General features: G+C 69.9%; 9 protein-coding genes. 7 read left to right on the forward strand and 2 right to left on the reverse strand.

The window, feature by feature from the left end; all coding sequences use genetic code 11:
• Positions 1–90 precede the first annotated feature (90 nt).
• The gene (locus ACFWJ8_RS04765) at positions 91–9,027 is read left to right on the forward strand and encodes a DUF5979 domain-containing protein (RefSeq protein WP_378809497.1); all 8,937 of its coding nucleotides are present in this window, start codon (positions 91–93) and stop codon (positions 9,025–9,027) included.
• A 66-nt stretch (positions 9,028–9,093) separates the two neighbouring features.
• Here ACFWJ8_RS04765 and ACFWJ8_RS04770 read toward each other — a convergent pair whose 3' ends face one another.
• On the reverse strand, positions 9,094–9,828 hold the full coding sequence (locus ACFWJ8_RS04770) for a Pr6Pr family membrane protein (RefSeq protein WP_378809498.1): 735 nt from the start codon (positions 9,826–9,828) through the stop codon (positions 9,094–9,096).
• A 311-nt stretch (positions 9,829–10,139) separates the two neighbouring features.
• Here ACFWJ8_RS04770 and ACFWJ8_RS04775 point away from each other — a divergent pair, with 311 nt between their 5' ends.
• Positions 10,140–10,892, forward strand: a complete 753-nt coding sequence (locus ACFWJ8_RS04775; protein ID WP_378809499.1) for a Pr6Pr family membrane protein — start codon at positions 10,140–10,142, stop codon at positions 10,890–10,892.
• 43 nt (positions 10,893–10,935) lie between these two features.
• On the opposite strand, the gene ACFWJ8_RS04780 is transcribed toward ACFWJ8_RS04775, so the two are convergent.
• Positions 10,936–11,481, reverse strand: a complete 546-nt coding sequence (locus ACFWJ8_RS04780; protein WP_378809500.1) for a hypothetical protein — start codon at positions 11,479–11,481, stop codon at positions 10,936–10,938.
• A 108-nt stretch (positions 11,482–11,589) separates the two neighbouring features.
• On the opposite strand from ACFWJ8_RS04780, the gene ACFWJ8_RS04785 reads away from it, so the two are divergent.
• From ACFWJ8_RS04785 to ACFWJ8_RS04805, 5 genes are all read left to right on the forward strand, one after another.
• Complete coding sequence (locus ACFWJ8_RS04785; protein WP_378809501.1) at positions 11,590–12,876, forward strand: adenylosuccinate synthase; 1,287 nt, start codon at positions 11,590–11,592, stop codon at positions 12,874–12,876.
• A 4-nt stretch (positions 12,877–12,880) separates the two neighbouring features.
• A complete protein-coding gene (locus ACFWJ8_RS04790; protein WP_378809502.1) occupies positions 12,881–14,062 on the forward strand; it encodes a lactonase family protein in 1,182 nt (393 codons plus the stop codon).
• Between the two features lie 63 nt (positions 14,063–14,125).
• Entirely contained in the window at positions 14,126–14,941 is an 816-nt protein-coding gene (locus ACFWJ8_RS04795) for a hypothetical protein (RefSeq protein WP_378809503.1), read from the forward strand.
• Complete coding sequence (locus ACFWJ8_RS04800) at positions 14,848–15,723, forward strand: hypothetical protein (RefSeq protein WP_378809505.1); 876 nt, start codon at positions 14,848–14,850, stop codon at positions 15,721–15,723. Before ACFWJ8_RS04795 ends, ACFWJ8_RS04800 begins: the two co-directional genes overlap by 94 nt.
• A 45-nt stretch (positions 15,724–15,768) precedes the next feature.
• The gene (locus tag ACFWJ8_RS04805) at positions 15,769–17,391 is read left to right on the forward strand and encodes an AAA family ATPase (RefSeq protein ID WP_378809506.1); all 1,623 of its coding nucleotides are present in this window, start codon (positions 15,769–15,771) and stop codon (positions 17,389–17,391) included.
• Positions 17,392–17,398 lie beyond the last annotated feature (7 nt).

Here is a 17,398-nt window from a genome sequence, read left to right on the forward strand (position 1 = left end):
GAGCAGGTCCTAGGCTGAGGCGCAATACGCGTAATCGGGGGGTTCGAGAGTATGGGACGGCGTCGGGGTTTTCTCGCGGGACTGACCGCGGTGGTGCTTGCCGCCGCGACCGTGTTCATCGGAGTGGCGCCGGCGGCCTTCGCCGTGGCGGCGTTCTCGATCCAGAAGAGCACGGTCGAGCCCGGTCCCTTCAGCCCCGGTGACACGGTCACCTACCAGATTACCGTCAACTGCTCGTCGGCCAACGACCCGGGTTGCTTCAACACGGTGCTCAGCGACACGCTGCCCGCGCCTCTCGAGTTCAATCCCGACAACCCCAATCCTGTGACTGTCGCGCTGTCCGCGCCGTCCGGCCAGCCGGTCGGGGAGTACGATCTCGCGGTCGACCCCGCCACGAACAGCTTCACCGTGACGCCGGGTACGGACCTGAACGCCGATCCCGTGGTGTGGCCGGCGGGCAACAGCATGACCATCACGATCAACGCGATCGTGCCCCCCGACACCGAGGGCACGTGGGACGGCCAGACCGTCACGAACACCGCGTCGGTGGTGGCGGACAACGCCCCGGCCGCGGACGGCTCCGCCGACGTGACCCTCGACGTCGAGACGACGCTCGTGCCGAGCCTCGACAAGTCCGTCACCCCCACGACGACGATGCCGGCGGTCCCCGGCCAGCCCGTGGACTGGACCCTGACCCCGGGGAACGCGTCGAACCAGAACGTCGACACGATCGTGGTGCAGGACCCGCAGAACCCGCCGGCCGACTTCGGCGGCTACCTCGACTTCGCAGGCGTCGACGTGACGGCCCCGCCCGGCACCACCGGGACGACCACCGAGTACTACGTGAACGGCGCGTGGACGGAGGTCGCCCCGGACCCGATCAGCGCCGCCGGGGGTGTGCGCGTGACGTTCACGGGCACGTTCGCGCCCGACGCCACCGGCAGCGTCGTGGTGCACACCGTCACGAACGACACGGTGACGACGATCCCCGACGGCGAGGACGTGACCGTCACGAACGACGCATCGTCCACCGTGTCGAAGGACGGCACCGAGAGCGACCCCGTCGTGGACGACGCGAGCGTCACCATCGCGCAGCGGCTGCCCGACGTCACCGTCGACAAGTCCTTCGCCGACAACACCCTCGTGAGCGGTCAGAGCACGACAGCGAACATCACCGCGACGGTCGGCGAGCAGAACGTCCAGACGATGACGATCACCGAGCCGTCCGCGGGCTCGCCGACCTTCACCGAGCAGGGACTGACCTTCGACGGCTTCGGCGCGGGCATCTCGTGGCCCGTCGCCGCCACATCGGCCGAGATCACCTACACCTACAGCGACTGCCCCGACAGCACCGCGTCGACCACCACCGTCAACACGCTGCCCGGTCCGACCGCCGGCTGCACCGTCGAGGGCTACACCGTGGTGTTCTCGGCCGAGGGCGACGACATCGTGTCGGGCGCATATGCCACCCTCCCGATGGACGTCACCGCGCTGCCCACCGACACGCCCGTGTCGAGCACCAACGTCGTCGACACCCAGGTCGAGAACACCAACGGCCAGACCGGCACCGACGATGCCGAGGCGCCGTTCACGGTCGATCCGCTCAACCTCGACACCTCCGTCACCAAGAACATCAACCCCGACCAGATCTGGGGCGTCCCCGGAACCTCGGCCGACATGACGCTGACGGGCAACGTGACACCGGAATCCAACGCGGGCTCCGACAAGCTCGTGATCTCGGACCCGGCCGATCCCGCGAACGACACCGAGTTCTGGGACAACTTCGCCATCACGCAGATCAACAACACCGACATCCCCGAGTGCACCACGCTGACGGTGCGCTATTGGTCGAAGTCCGCCGGCGAGTGGGTGCCGTTCCCGGACGCGGTAGACGTGCCCGGCCCGCAGGACCTGTGGTCGTACGACATCCCGGCGAACCTGCAGAGCGACATCGGCGGCATCCAGTTCGAGTACGACCCGATGGACGCCGAGGGATGCCCCGACCAGCTCGCCCCCGGCTTCACGGTGGTGACGCACCTCGACATCGAGCTCACGCAGGAGCAGGACGAGCCCGTCACCTTCGACAACACCGCCCAGTCCCTCGTCGACAACCCCGACGCGGGCGGAGAGCACACCGCCGACGACGGGGACAGCATCGACGTCGTGCCGCTGGACCCCGACGGAAACGGCGCCGACTTCCTCGACAAGCAGTGGACGCCCGACGACAACGTTCCGGCCTTGTCAGGTGAGACGCGCACGGCGCGGCTGTGGTGGTCCACCGACGGGCTCAACATCTCGGAGATGACGCTGAGCGACATCTCCGAGACCGAGATCCCCGCGAACACCGCAGACACCACCGGGTCGGTCTACGACGCTTTCGATCTGGTCCGCATCGACCCGATCACGACGACGACCGACCCGCTCATCGCGAACGCCGTGGTCAGCGAGGTGTCGCTCTACCTCGACGGGTCGGGCTGGACCGACATCACAACCCAGGCCTGCGCGAGCGGCTGCGACGGCCAGTTCGGCGGCTACACGCTGACCGACCCGCAGGCGGCGGACACGCTCGCCGTGCGCGTCGTCCTGACCGAGAAGACGGCAGGTGCGGGGGTCGGCACGTCGTACGACCGTCGTCCGTTCGACCTCGACTTCCGCGTGCGCGACACGCTGCGCAGCGACCCCGACCAGTGGGTGCTCGGCGACCTCCACCCGTACACCTACAACACCGGCAGCCCGGGCCGGGTGAACAACACCGCCAGCGCGCACGGCGTCAACGAGGCGACGGGGGTCGACAGCGTCGACGTGGCCGACGACGACATCCAGATCGTCGACCAGCCCATCAACGCCACGATGACCAAGACGTTCGACCAGGACCAGCTGGGCCTGCCCGACGCCGGCGTCGACCCGGACGACTACCCGCTCATCACCAGCACGATCACGGCGACCAACACATCGGCGGCGCGCGTCTCCGGTGTGGTCATCTCCGACCCGGCTCCCGGGCAGGCGCTGGCCGACACCGCGTTCGACACGCTGAATCTGTACGACATCGACGCCATCCAGGTGCCGTCAGGCATCACCGAGGCAGAGACGACCGTCACCCTGACGATCAACGGTGCGCCGGTCACCTATACCGACGCCGAGGCGCTCGCCCTCGGCCCCGACGTCCTGCGTGAGGCGACGGCGATCTCGGTGACCTTCCGCGACGCCGAGGGTGACGCGGTGATCGCGACGGGGGGCACCGGCGGCATCACCCTCACGTGGCAGCTGCGCGACGAGCTGCGGTCGGCTCCGGGCACGCCCGTCACGGTCACCGCACCGGGCGAGAGCATCGAGAACGACGCCCACACGCAGCTCGAGAGCCCGGTGCTCGACGGCTGCGCCGACAACCAGTGCGGCACCGGCGCCGCCGACGCGAGCGACGACTTCATCATCGTCGCGGCCAACTATTCGATCACCACGACCAAGTCGATCACGCCGAGCAGCATCTACGAGGACCAGTCGAAGAGCTACGTCACGAACCTCGGCGGCCGCCCCAACGGCACCGCGCGTACGACGTCCTTCACCCTGACCGACACGACGCCGACGTTCTGGAACACGATGGACTACGTCGCGGCGCAGATCAACGTGCCTGCGCCGGTCAACCAGGTGGCTATGGACGTGCTGGTCGACGACGACGCGGGCAGGGACGTCGCCTACGCGGTCGTCGGAGGCGTGCTCACGGCGACGTGCAACGGCGACATGATCACCATCGACTCGCCGTGCTGGGTGAACGGCGACTGGGTGGATGCCGCACCCGGCACGATCGAGAGCTTCGATCTTCCCGCGGGCGTCACCGATGAGGGCACCGTGGTCGGCGTGCGCTTCCGAGCCCAGGAGGTCGACGCCGACGGCAACGTGCTGCAGTGGGAGCGGCCGTACAACCCGCAGCTGACGTTCTCGGTCACGACGATGCGCCGCGACACGCTGCGCAGTGATCCGTCCGTCGTCGTTTCCACGACGCGTCCCGACCTGCAGCCGAACGCGGGCGAGACAGCGCCCGGCGTCATCAGCAACGATGTGCAGTCCTTCAGCCGCGCACAGTTCGGCGCGCAGGGGTTCGAACAGTCCGGTGAGGCGGCCGACACGACGACCGTGCTGCACCGCCCCAACTCGGTCAAGGTGACCAAGACCCGCGGTACGTCGCAGCTCATCTCGCAGTCGGCCACCATCCCTTACGTCATCACCGTGACCAACACCGGCCAGTGGAACATGACGGGCTTCACGATCGTCGACCAGGTGGCGACCGATGCGAACGGCTCGCTGCTGGTCGAGCCCGATCCGACCGCGTACACGTTCGCCCTGAGCGGCAGCGGCGGTCAGACGGGAGACCCCGGGTTCACGGCATCCCTCGACGAGGCCACCGGCCTGCTCACGATCACGCCGCCGGCCGGCTTCGTCTTCAACGCCGGCTCGATCCTGACGGTGAACGCGCCGCTGAAGTTCCGCGACGACGTGACACCTGACACCGTGGTGACCAACGAGGTCACCGTCAGCTCGGACCGCCTCTTCGAGACGTGCGAGGGCACGACCGTCACGAACGGCATGGACCTCACGCCGAAGCCCGTCGAGAACACACCCCCCGGCGTGCCCGACTGCTCGGCAGACACGTCCATCGCCCCGATCGCCATCGCGACGATCACGGCGAAGAAGTACGTCAAGGGCGACGACGCCGGCGACCCGAACATCGCGGGCGACGACGACCTCGGCGTGCTCGCGTTCACCGGCGACGCCTCGACGTGCGATGCGTCGGTACCCGGCGTCGTCAACGAGCGGGGCTTCTACTCCTACCCCTGCGCGCCCGTGACACGGCCGGGCGGCAAAGCGCTGTGGGAGGTCGACTTCACCAACACGGGCAACACCAGCGCCCGGGTGATCGCCGGGGTCGACACCCTGCCGACGGTCGGAGACCAGGGCGTGATCGTCCCGGGCGACCGCGGCTCGCAGTTCCCCGTGAGCCTCACCGGCGGGCTGCTCGCCAACTTCCGGGAGCTCGCCGAGGGCGAGCAGGCCACCTACGGCATCTACCTGTCGGCGGTCCAGCTCAGCCAGGCGTGCAACACCAACGCCATCAAGGTGTGGACCGAAGACGCGACGCCGGACCCGTCGTGCGCCTTCGACTGGGTGCTCGTCGATGAATCGACGACGATCGAGACGATCCAGAACGCCCGCAGCGTCATGCTCGCGCTCGAGTACGAGAACCCCGACAACCTCGCGCCGGCGCCGGGTCTCGAGCCGGGCGAGACACTGCGACTGACGTACCAGACCCAGACGCCGTACGTGCTGCCCGCGAACTCGGCGGTGCCGGACGGGCTGCCGGTCGCGTGGAACTCGTTCGCGACGGCATCCCGCTCCAACGCGACGGTCACCCAGCCGGAGCGGCCGTCGCTCGTCGTCGAGCCGCAGAAGGTCGGCATCGCCGCCGCGACCGGCCAGCTGGAGATGCAGAAGACGGTGACCGCTCCCGACTTCGCCAGCCCGATCGACCTGCCTGACAGCTATCCGCTGCTGGTGAGCTGTGTCTCGGGCGGGGAGCAGACGACCCTGCTCCACGCCGACGGGTCCGACGCGAGCAGGCCGTCGGTGCCTGCCGACGGCACCGTGCTGATCTACGACAGCGCGACCGGCCCCGTGAACCTCCCGCTGTTCTCGACCTGCACGGTCGTCGAGGATCCCGAGATCCCCGGCGTCGAATGGAGCGTCGACCCCGAGGACGGCGTCGTCGCCGAGCGCGACTTCGCCGAGGACGAGCGCGTGTGGGACCCCTACTCGGGTGACACGCAGACCGCATCGTTCCAGATCGCGAACGAGTACTTCGCCGGCGGCTTCACCGTGGAGAAGACGGTCGACAACGGCGGAGCCGTGAACGAGGACGGCGAGCCCATCGTCTACGACCGGACGTACACGTTCGACGCCAGCTGCACGTATCTCGGCCAGGAGGCGATCCCCGCGGCCGACCGCACGTTCACGCTGCAGGACGGCGAGTCGAAGACGTTCGAGAACCTGCCTGCCGGCGCCGAGTGCACCGTCACGGAGCGCCCCGACCCCGGCGCGCAGACGACGATCACCGTGACGGAGGACGGCGACCAGATCGTCGACCAGCCGTTCACGATCCTTCCGTACGAGGAGGGCACGACGACCGCCCGCACCGACGTCGCGGTCGAGAACGCCTACACCGTGGGGTCGGTCTCGGTCGTGAAGTCGATCGTCGATCCCGGCGGCTGGGCGACTGCGCCGTTCACGGTCGAGATGACGTGCACGATCGACGGCGCGACGCCCGATCCTGTCTTCCACGACACGCACACGCTGACCCCGCCGGACGACCTGACCTGGACGGTGCCCAACCTGCCGACCGGCGCCGAGTGCGTCGTCACCGAACCCGGGACCGGCGGCGCGAACGACTCCACGCCGAGCGTCACGGTCACCGTCGGCGACGATCCCGAAGTGCCGCTCGAGGCCGACATCACGAACACGTTCGACATCGGGTCGCTGCAGGTGCAGAAGGACCTCGAGGGCGCTCCGGCGAACGGGCTCGACCCGGCGACGACCGATACGTACACCGTGAGCCTGGCGTGCACGCGCCTCGTCAACGGCGAGACGGTCGATGTGGCGATCCCCGGTGGCGCGACGCGCACCATCACCGGTGCGGGCACAGCCCTGTACGAGGGCCTTCCGACCGGCGCAGAGTGCACCGTGACCGAGACGGACCCGGGCTTCGCCACCGGCACACCGGTGATCACCCCCGACCCGGTGACCATCGGCGAAGGCGACACCCCCGTCGTCGTCACTGTGACCAACGTCTTCGAGAACGGCTCGATCTCGGTCGAGAAGACCGTGGATGCCCCCGAGGGCTTCCCGGTTCCCGACTCGTTCACGGCCACCGTGTCGTGCACATGGCAGAGCGCCGACGTCCCGCTCGCGAACGGCGGAGTCGTGACGATCGTCCCGGGCGAGGCCCCGGTCGTGATCCCGGACGTGCCCGTCGGCTCGATCTGCACCGTCGAGGAGGACGACGCCGGGCAGACCGGAACCACGGTCACTCCCGAGTCGATCACGGTGACCGACGCCGACGAGACGTTCGCGTTCGATGTCGAGAACACGTACGAGTGGGCTTCGCTCGAGGTCGGCAAGATCGTGGAGTCGGCGAGCCCGTACGTCCCGACGGGCTTCGAGTTCCGCGTCGTGTGCACCTACGACGGCGAGACCGTGGTCGACGAGACGTTCACGCTCGACGCGAACGAGACCGAGACGATCACCGAGATCCCGGCGCGTTCGAGGTGCATCGTGACCGAGACGGATGCCCGCAACGCCGATGCGACCATCCCCTCGGCCGACATCCCGGGCGTCGACGGCGACCTGGCTCCGATCATCGACCCGCGCACGCGTCGCGTCATCATCCCCGAGCTGCAGCCCGACAGCACGGCGGTCGTGAACACGGTGACGTACACCAACCTGTTCGACGCGACGGCCATGGTGCTCGTGAAGGACTTCGAGGGCGGCGGCGCCGACCAGTTCGGTCTCGACCAGACGTTCACCTTCACGGTGACCTGCACGTTCGGGGGCGAGACGGTGCTCGACACCCAGGTCGAGCTGAACGCCGAGAACGGCTTCAGCACCGCGATCCACCAGGTGATCCCCGGCTCGGTGTGCACGGTCGTCGAGGACGACCTCAACGGCGCCGACGCGGTCGTGATCACGCCGAACGACGGCGAGGACACCTCTGTCGGCACGGGCACCGTGCCCGTCACGGGCGGTCTCATCACCGTGACAGCGACGAACTGGTACCTCACCGGCTCGCTCGAGGTGACGAAGACGTTCGACGGCGACGGCGCCGACAAGTTCGGCACCTCGGCCTACGAGCTGAGCCTCACGTGCATGCGCGACGGGCAGGTCGTCGACATCCCCGACGGTCGCGTCCGCATCGTCAGCGCCGATTCGCCGACGGCCCTGTGGGAGAACCTGCCCACCGGCGCGGAGTGCCGACTCGTGGAGGTGGATGCCGGCGGCGCGAGCTCGACCGAGATCCTCGACGCCGACGGCAACGTGGTCGCGGGCGACGGCGAGGGCTACACCTTCACCGTCGAGACCGACCCGACGATCCTGAGCGTCGACGACCAGCCGCAGCCCGGCCTGGAGGTGCGCAACACCTTCAACCTCGCGCAGGTCTCGGTCACGAAGACCGTCGACAACGGTGGCGCGGTCGACGCGAACGGCGATCCCGTGGTCTACGGGCCCTTCGAGGTGACGCTCGCCTGCGTGTGGGACGAGCAGCAGGTGACCGCGGCCGAGCCGATGACGCAGCAGATCGCCGACGGCGAGACGGTCACGTGGAGCGAGCTTCCCGAGGGCGCGGACTGCACCGTCACCGAGACAGACACGGCCGGTGCCGAGTCGACGACGATCGTGGTCACCGAGGGCGGTGAGACGGGCGACCCGCAGATCGGCACGACCGTCGAGCTCGCGCCGCTGCCGAACACGGATGCCGCCGACCAGACGTCGGTCGCGGTCACGAACCCGTTCGGGGTCACCGCCCTCAGCATCTCGAAGATCGTCGACGGCACGGGCGCCTCGTCGGTCACCCGCACCTTCCCGGTCGACGTGATGTGCGTGCTCATCGACGCGTCCCACCCCGACCCGGGTCTCGTGGTGCTCGATGGGTCGTACGAGATCGGCGGCCCGGACCGGCTCCCGGCCGAGATCGAGAACCTGCCCGCCGGCAGCGAGTGCGCGGTGACCGAGACCGACACCGGCGACGCCGCCCAGACCACGATGACGGTCGACGGCGAGCAGCAGCCGGGCGCGACCGGCTCGGTCACGCTCGCCTCGGGCCACGTGACGATCGTGTTCACCAACACGTTCATCGCCCCGCTGCCGCCGACGGGCCTGGAGGCCCGGGCGATGGTGCTGGCGCTGTCCGCCGGCTTCGCGATCCTCGCCGGCGGTGTGGCGCTGGTGATCGTCGCGATGCGCCGACGCCGTCAGCTGGGCTGATCCGCGCGAGAGAGGGGGAGGGATGCCGCCGGCATCCCTCCCCCTCTCCGCGTGTGGGCGGCGGTGTCAGACGGGCAGCGGCCCGCGTGCGGCGGGGGCGAGGCGGTGGTTCGCGCGTCGTTCGCGGAAGCGGCCGATCTCGACGATGCCGACGCCGAGGATGAGGAACATCGCGAGGATCGCCCCGATGTACAGGAACGACGAGCCGTAGCCGCCCGCGCCGTGCGGGTCGAGGAACGGATACGGGTACCACCACGGCGTGGATCCGTCGGGGTTGCCGACGAGCTCGCCGCGCACCATCGTGTAGGCGGTCCATGTCAGCGGGTAGCCGACGATCACGGCCAGCGACCACCACGGCAGTCCGCGACGGCGTGGTGCCAGCAGCAGGTCCAGCACGAAGTAGATCGGCAGCACGACGTGCAGCATCTCGACCGCGTACTCGTCGAGCATGTGGATGCCCACGGTGTCGCCGAGGGCGACCGGCGACGGCAGGCCGCGCAGCAGCGCGTTGTAGACGATGCCCAGCAGCAGGACGGGGCCGGTGACCGCGGCCAGGGCCAGGGCGATGCCGAAGGGCTCGCGCGACGAGCCCGGGTGCCGCAGGCTCCATGAGGCGGCTGCCAGCAGCACGATCGCGCTCAGCAGCGTCGAGACGATCGTGAAGAGGCTGAAGTAGTTCGCGAGCACGGCCCCGAGCGGTTCGCTCAGCCGCGCGGCGCGGTCCACGTTGACGATGAAGCCGGCGACGACTCCCGAGAAGCCGGCGATCGCGGCTGCGATCCGAAACCATGCCCAGTGCATGTCCCACCCCCAGAGCTCTGACGACCGCGGAATGCGTGTCGTTCTTCCCGAGGTCGAGGGTCCTCTCGCAAATACGTGTTGCCGCGAAAAGTTGGCACGCGGACGGCGGGAAAACGTGCACCCAGAACCCTGGATTGTGGCAGACATACAACGTGTCCGCCGTTTGGGGGACAGAACCTACGAAGACCTCTCCAATACTGGCCGACGGCTCGATCATCCCGCGACGGTGCGCCGTCGCGGGCCCGGCGCACCCGTTCCCTACTGTGTGTGCAGGGGCACCTCCCCGGCACGGTCGCACCGGAAGGCGAGACATGGCAGACACGACGAGAACGGCTCAGAGCGCGCCGCAGGCGGCCGCTTCGCCGGTCCGGCGCGGGGTGTTCATCGGGCTGCGGATACTGTTCGCCGTCGCGATCGCCGCGGCCACCATCACGACGTACGCGGTGGCGGCTGCCGAGTGGGATCGCGCGGGCTACGCCGACCGCGTGACGCTGGTGACGAACTTCTTCAGCTACTTCACGATCCTCTCGAACATCTCCGCCGTCGTGGTGCTGGTGATCGGCGCCGTCGTGCTCCTGAGGGGCACCGACGACCCGGAGTGGTTCGCCATCGTCCGTGCCTCCGTCGTGACCTACATGGCGATCACCGGGATCGTCTACAACCTGCTGCTGCGAGGGATCGCCGTCACCGGCGCCGGCGAGGGACAGGCGTGGACGAACGAGGTGATGCACGTCCTCGGGCCGATCTACCTCGTCGTCGACTGGCTGTTCGCGCCCGGCCGCAGGCCCATCGACTGGCGCCACATCTGGACGGTGCTCGCCTTCCCGATCGTGTGGGTCGCCTACACCCTGATCCGCGGACCGCTCGTCTACGACCAGGTCAAGGCGCAGTGGACCTGGTACCCGTACCCGTTCCTGAACCCGGCGAACTCCGAGACGGGCTACGGATCGGTCGCGTTCTACGTGCTGCTGATCGCCGCGGTGTTCGGGCTCGTCGCCGCCGGCGTGATCTGGGTCTCGCGACGCTGGCCCGACGTGCGCAGGATCGACCCCGCATCCGCCTGACACCGCTCGTGCGGCATCCACTCGGAACGGAGGGGGATGCCGCTCACCGCCCGGAGCGGTCGGGCCGCGCGCCGTTCGCCTCGGCGACCTCCTGCGGTCGGCGGATCGCCGTGACCGGCAGCACCACGAAGACCCACGCGACGAGCCCCGCGAGGATGCCGAGGAACAGGCCCGCGAGGAGCGAGAGCAGCCACGGGTTGCCGTCCTCTGCGGGGAACCAGTAGTGCCAGCCGTCGGCCAGGCGTGCGTGGGAGAGCGTCCGCTGCAGGGGAGGCAGCGCATAGGTGATCGCGATCGTCACGGTGGACACCACTGCCGAGATCGCCGGCAAGAGCAGCATCCGCACCGGCATGCCGGTGAACGCGCTTCGCCCCGTCCAGAGCACCTCCAGGACGGCGTAGACGGCAGCCACCGCCGGCGTCGCGAAGAGGACGAGGCCCCACAGGGTATCGCCGCGAGAGTCGAGCGCCGCGAAGTACATCGCGACGATGGTGAGCGGGATGGTCGCCCCGATCATGAGCCGGGCGATGGGCGAGATCGCCCCGCGCACGCCTCCGGGCGCGGGGGCTTCGGTGCCGGCGGTCGTCACCGGGCCATCCTGCCAGCACCGGCGGGCACGATGTGACCTCGGATGTGGTGTAAGAGGGGCCCGTCGATAGGATGGGGTGTAACCGTCCAATAAACGGGGGAGTAGCCCATGCCAGGCATCGTGATCGTCGGAGTCCAGTGGGGGGACGAGGGCAAGGGCAAGGCCACCGACCTCCTCGGTGAGCGCACCGACTGGGTGGTCAAGTTCAACGGCGGCAACAACGCCGGTCACACGGTCGTGATCGGGGATGAGAAGTACGCCCTGCACCTGCTGCCGTCGGGCATCCTCTCGGACGGCGTGAACCCGGTGATCGGCAACGGCGTCGTGATCGACCTCGAAGTGCTGTTTGCCGAGCTCGGGGCGCTCAAGTCCCGCGGCGTCGACACGTCGCGTCTGAAGGTGAGCGCCAACGCGCACATCATCACGCAGTACCACCGGACGCTCGACAAGGTCACCGAGCGCTTCCTCGGCAAGCGCATGATCGGCACCACCGGCCGCGGCATCGGCCCCGCGTACGCCGACAAGATCAACCGCGTCGGCATCCGCGTGCAGGACCTCTTCGACGAGAACATCCTCCGCCAGAAGGTCGAGGGCGCCCTCGACCAGAAGAACCACCTGCTGGTGAAGGTCTTCAACCGCCGCGCCATCACGTGCGATGAGATCGTCGACGACCTGCTGTCGTACGCGGACCGCCTGCGGCCCATGGTCGCCGACACGTCGCTGCTGCTGAACGAAGCCCTCGACGCGGGCGATGTCGTGGTGTTCGAGGGCGGTCAGGCGACCATGCTCGACGTCGACCACGGCACGTACCCGTTCGTGACGTCGTCGTCGGCGACGGCGGGCGGCGCGGCGACCGGTTCGGGCGTCGGCCCCAACCGCCTCGACCGCATCGTCGGCATCGTGAAGGCCTACACGACGCGTGTCGGCTCGGGCCCGTTCCCGACGGAGCTGTTCGACGAGAACGGCGACTTCCTGCGCTCGCGCGGCTTCGAGTTCGGCACCACGACCGGCCGCCCGCGCCGGGTCGGCTGGTACGACGCGCCGATCACGCGGTACGCGACGCGCATCAACGGCATCACCGATCTGGTGCTCACGAAGCTCGACATCCTCACCGGACTCGACCAGATCCCGGTGTGCGTGGCCTACGACGTCGACGGCCAGCGCTTCGAAGAGGTGCCGGTGAACCAGTCCGACTTCCACCACGCGGTGCCCATCCTGGAGTACTTCCCGGGCTGGAAGCAGGACATCTCGGGCGCGCGCACCTTCGAGGACCTCCCCGTCGCGGCGCAGGAGTACGTCCTCGCGCTCGAGGCGATGAGCGGCACCCGCATCTCGGTGATCGGCGTGGGCCCCGCCCGCGATGCCGTCATCGTCCGCCACGACCTCGTCGACTGACGCTGTGAAGTTCTGGCTGGGCGGGTACACCGCAGACATGGGCGGCAGCGCGTCCGGAATCGGGATGCTGCTCGCCGGCGCCGCCGACGACGCCTCGGCAGGCGGCGCACTGGCCTACGCCGGTGAGGTCGCCGCGGCCGCGTCGCCGTCGTGGCTGGCCCCGCACCCCAGGCAGGACGTGGTGTACGCGGCACTGGAGAACCGGCAGCAGGTGCAGGCCTTCCGCCGCACCGGCGAGACGACGTTCGCACCGCTGGGTGAGCCGGTCGCGGCCGGCGAGGCCGTGTGCCACGTCGCCGTCGCGCCCGACGGCGGGTCGCTGATCGCGAGCTGCTGGGGCGACGGCCGCGTGGTGCGGATGGCACTGGATGCCGCCGGTCGTCCCTCGACGCCGGTCCTGGCTCCGGCGGCCGTCGACCCCTACGGCCCCGACGCCGACGCCGAACAGGTTCCTGAGCCGGGCGATCTCGACCTCGCCGCGGCCGCGCGCGCCCTGCGCGAGGCGGCGGGCGACGAGTACGCGCACCTCGTGCCCGATCACGATCGCGTCGACGCGGTGCCGGCAGCCGCGCAGGACGAGGCATCCCTTCGTCCGTCGCGTGCGCACGAGGCGGTGTTCCTGCCCGGCGGGCTCGTCGCGACGACCGACCTCGGGTTCGACGTGGTGCGCTTCTGGCGCACCGGTGAGGGCGGGCTGCGTCCGCTGCAGCAGGTCGCGCTGCCGAAGGGCAGCGGGCCGCGCCACATGGTGTGGCATCCGAGCGGGCACCTGTACGTCGTGACGGAGCTGTCGTGCGAGCTGTTCGTGCTGGCCCCCGCGGTGGACGGCACGTGGCGCGTGGTCGGCGGCTCGCCGCTCGGCGCCGGCACGCTGCCGGGCGACAGCGCGGCCGAGCTCGCCGCTTCGCGCGACGGGGAGTTCCTGTACGCCGGCGTGCGCGGCAGCAACACCCTCGCCACGCTGCGCGTGCGCGGCGCGGGCGAGTCCGTCGCGCCGGTCGCGCTGGCGGACTCGGGCGTGGACTGGCCGCGTCACCACGTGGTGGTCCGCGACACGCTCCTGGTGGCCGGTCAGCTCTCGGACGAGGTGGTCTCGCTCGCGCTGGATATCCGCACCGGCGTGCCGGGTCGGGTGCGTCACCGCACACCCGCTCCGTCGCCCACCTGCCTGCTGCCCGTCCGCTGATCCACAGCCGGTCGGGGCGCCGTCACGGCCCTTGTTAGCCTGGTCGAGGGACGAAAGGCGGCGATGAGCTCGAACACGACGCTGAGCGGTGCCGCTCGCAACCGTCTGTTCGCCTTCAACGGCACGGCGTGGATCGCCGGGCTCATCCTGATCGCCGTCATCGCCGTCTTCGTGATGGCGGATGCCGTCGGCGAGACCTCCTCGTCGGGCGATTACTACGGCGACCCGTGGGCGAACCCCGATCCGCCCCTCGCGACCGCCGAAGGCGACGGTGTCTACAGCGGGGCGGACGGTGCGAAGATCGCCCTCGAAGGCCTCGACCCCGCGCAGCCGCTGCTGATCACGGAGCTCGACGACACCTACGTCGGCGGGGTGTGGGTGACCGCCCCCGACGGCGAGATCCTGACGCCCGGCGAGTACGGCGACGCGCCCGCGTTCGACTCGTTCACCCTGTCGGGCGAGCAGTGGGTGCTGGTGCCGCGGCCGGAGGTGGCGCTGTGGGTGAACGGGCTGCGCGACGAACGGTTCCGGCTGCAGGTGACGACGCCGGCGGTCGAGAAGCGCACCGGCGTCGTCAGCGGGGTCGGATCGCAGACGTTCTTCATCGACGAGGGTGTCACGACGGCGCGCGTCAGCACGCGCGGCGACGGCTACGTGTACATCACGGCGGTCACCGTCTCGGGCCAGCGCGAGGTGTTCTCGTCGAGCGAGGCCACCGATCAGTCGATCGCGTGGGCCGACAGCGACGTCGCGCTGTTCGTGGTCGACGCGTCGGAGGACACCGCGTGGACCATCGACTTCCCGTCGCCGGCCGCGGCGCCGGAGGCGACCCCGAGCGCGACGCCCGCGCCGACGCCGACCGAGGGGGGCGGCGAGTGAACGGGTTCCGGCGCATTCGCCTGTTCTCGGCGGTCACCTGGGCGGTCGGCACCGTCGTGGTGGTGGCGCTCGCGTTCCTGACGTTCCCGTCGATGGCGATCAACCCGCGCACCGGCGAGCTGCTGGTCGGCGGCGAGGGGGGAGCAGACGACTACGCGTACCCGTGGAACACCGCCGACCCTGCCGAGCTCGAGATCGTCGACGGTGTCGTGCACGGTACCCGCGCGGGCGGGTACCTGCGACTGCCGGGAGGCTCTCCCCTCGTGACGTTCACCGCCGCGGGAGCGACGGATGACGACTGGGTGGGCGTCTACCAGCAGCGTGGCACGGGCCTCGACCCCCAGGCGGACGATTGGGAGTGGCCCGGCTACCTCGGTGCGCTGTACCCGGACACCGACGTCGTCGTGCTCCCGGGCACCGAGGACGGGCTGCTGTGGTTCGGCGAGTCGCCCGGCGACTGGTCGGCCACCGTCGCCTACCCGGAGGCCACTCCGATGACCGGCACGGCATCCGGCACGGGCAACGCGCTGCTGCTGTACGAGGGCGAGTCGCTGAGCGGCCGCTTCCAGCACACCGGCACCGGCATCTTCCTGGTCGGCGCCGTCACCGTCGGAGACTGGAACAGCCTCGTCAACGACGTGGACGAGGTCGACGAGCGGGCCTCGTGGGATCAGAGCGACCGCGTCGTGTTCCAGGTCGTGGCCGACACCGGCGACGGCAGCTGGACGATCACGCTCGACACCCCCGCCGGCACCGAGCCAGATCCCGCGCCGACGCCGTGAGCCGCGGCATCCCCGTTCCGAACCCCACCCACCGAGGAGCCTGACGTGACCTTCGCCGACACTCTCACCGAGGCGTTCAAGGCGCGCCTGCCGCTGCTGTACATCGAGACGGGCGAGGAGGTGCGCGCGATCTCCGCGATCTCGGACGCCGCCGAGACGCAGCGTCACCCGCGCGCACTGTGGACCTGGAGCGCCGCGCTCGGGCTCGTGGGTCCCGACGGCAAGTCGGTCGGGAACACCGTCAACCCCGCCCGTGCGCTGCAGCACATCGCGGGCGTCGACGCCCCGAGCGTCTTCGTGTTCTGCGACCTGCACGCGTACCTGGGTGGGGAGCACCGCCCCGGCGACCCGGTGCTCGTGCGCACGGTGCGCGAGACGGCCCTCGAGTTCCGCCACGGCGACGTGTCGCGCACGCTCGTGATCACGGCCCCGGTGCGGATCATCCCGCCCGAGCTCGACGAGGTGACGCACCTGCTCGACTTCCCGCTGCCGACGGCCGCCGAGATCCGCGACCTGCTCGAGACGATGATCGACAACAACGCGTCCGGCGACGGGCGGATCCGGGTGGATGCCGACGACGCGGCGCGCGAGCAGCTCGTGCATGCCGCACTCGGGCTGTCGATGGCCGAGGCCGAGAACGCGTTCGCGCGCGCGATGGTGAACGACGGCAGCCTGTCGGCGCAGGACGTGCCGATCGTGCTCGACGAGAAGCGCCAGGTGGTGCGCAAGTCGGGCGTGCTGGAGTTCGTGCAGGCCGACATCGACCTCGACGACGTCGGCGGTCTCAACAACCTCAAGCGCTGGCTGTCGCGCCGCGACGGCTCGTGGCTCGGCAGCGCGCGCGACTACGGGCTGCCGGCACCGAAGGGCGTGCTGATCACCGGCATCCCGGGCTGTGGGAAGTCCCTCACCGCCAAGGCGACCGCGGCGTCGTGGGGGCTGCCGCTGCTGCGCCTCGACATCGGCCGCATCTTCTCGGGCCTCGTGGGCTCCAGCGAGCAGAACCTGCGCACCGCGATCGCGACGGCCGAGGCGGTGGCCCCGTGCGTGCTGTGGGTCGACGAGATCGAGAAGGGCTTCTCGAACACGACCGGGCAGGGCGACTCCGGCACCACCGCCCGCGTGTTCGGCACGTTCCTGACGTGGATGCAGGAGAAGCGGCATCCCGTCTTCGTCGTCGCCACCGCGAACAACATCGACTCGCTGCCGCCCGAGTTCTTGCGCAAGGGGCGCTTCGACGAGATCTTCTTCGTCGACCTGCCCACCGCTCACGAGCGCGAGGCGATCTGGCGGCTGCAGCTGCGCTCGCGTGCGTCGGAGGCGAACGGCCTCGAGGCGATCGCGGCGGACGACGCGGCGCTGGCCGCCCTCGCCGCGGCGAGCGAGAACCACTCCGGCGCCGAGATCGAGCAGTCGGTCGTCTCGGCACTGTACGAGGGGTTCGGCGGCCGCTCGAAGATCGCGCTCGACACGGTGCGCGAGGTCGTCGACACGATGATCCCGCTCGCCGTGACGCAGGCCGAGCAGGTGCAGCGCATCCGCGCGTGGGCGACGGAGCGCGCCGTCCGCGCGACCGGGACCGAGGATCTGGATGCCGCCGAACTGACGGGTGCGGCGGCCGAGGGCGCGTTGTCGATGCGCCGCGGCGGCCGGACCGTGGACTACTGAGGAGGGC

It is taken from the genome of Microbacterium sp. NPDC058389, assembly GCF_042722305.1.
Lineage (GTDB): Bacteria > Actinomycetota > Actinomycetes > Actinomycetales > Microbacteriaceae > Microbacterium.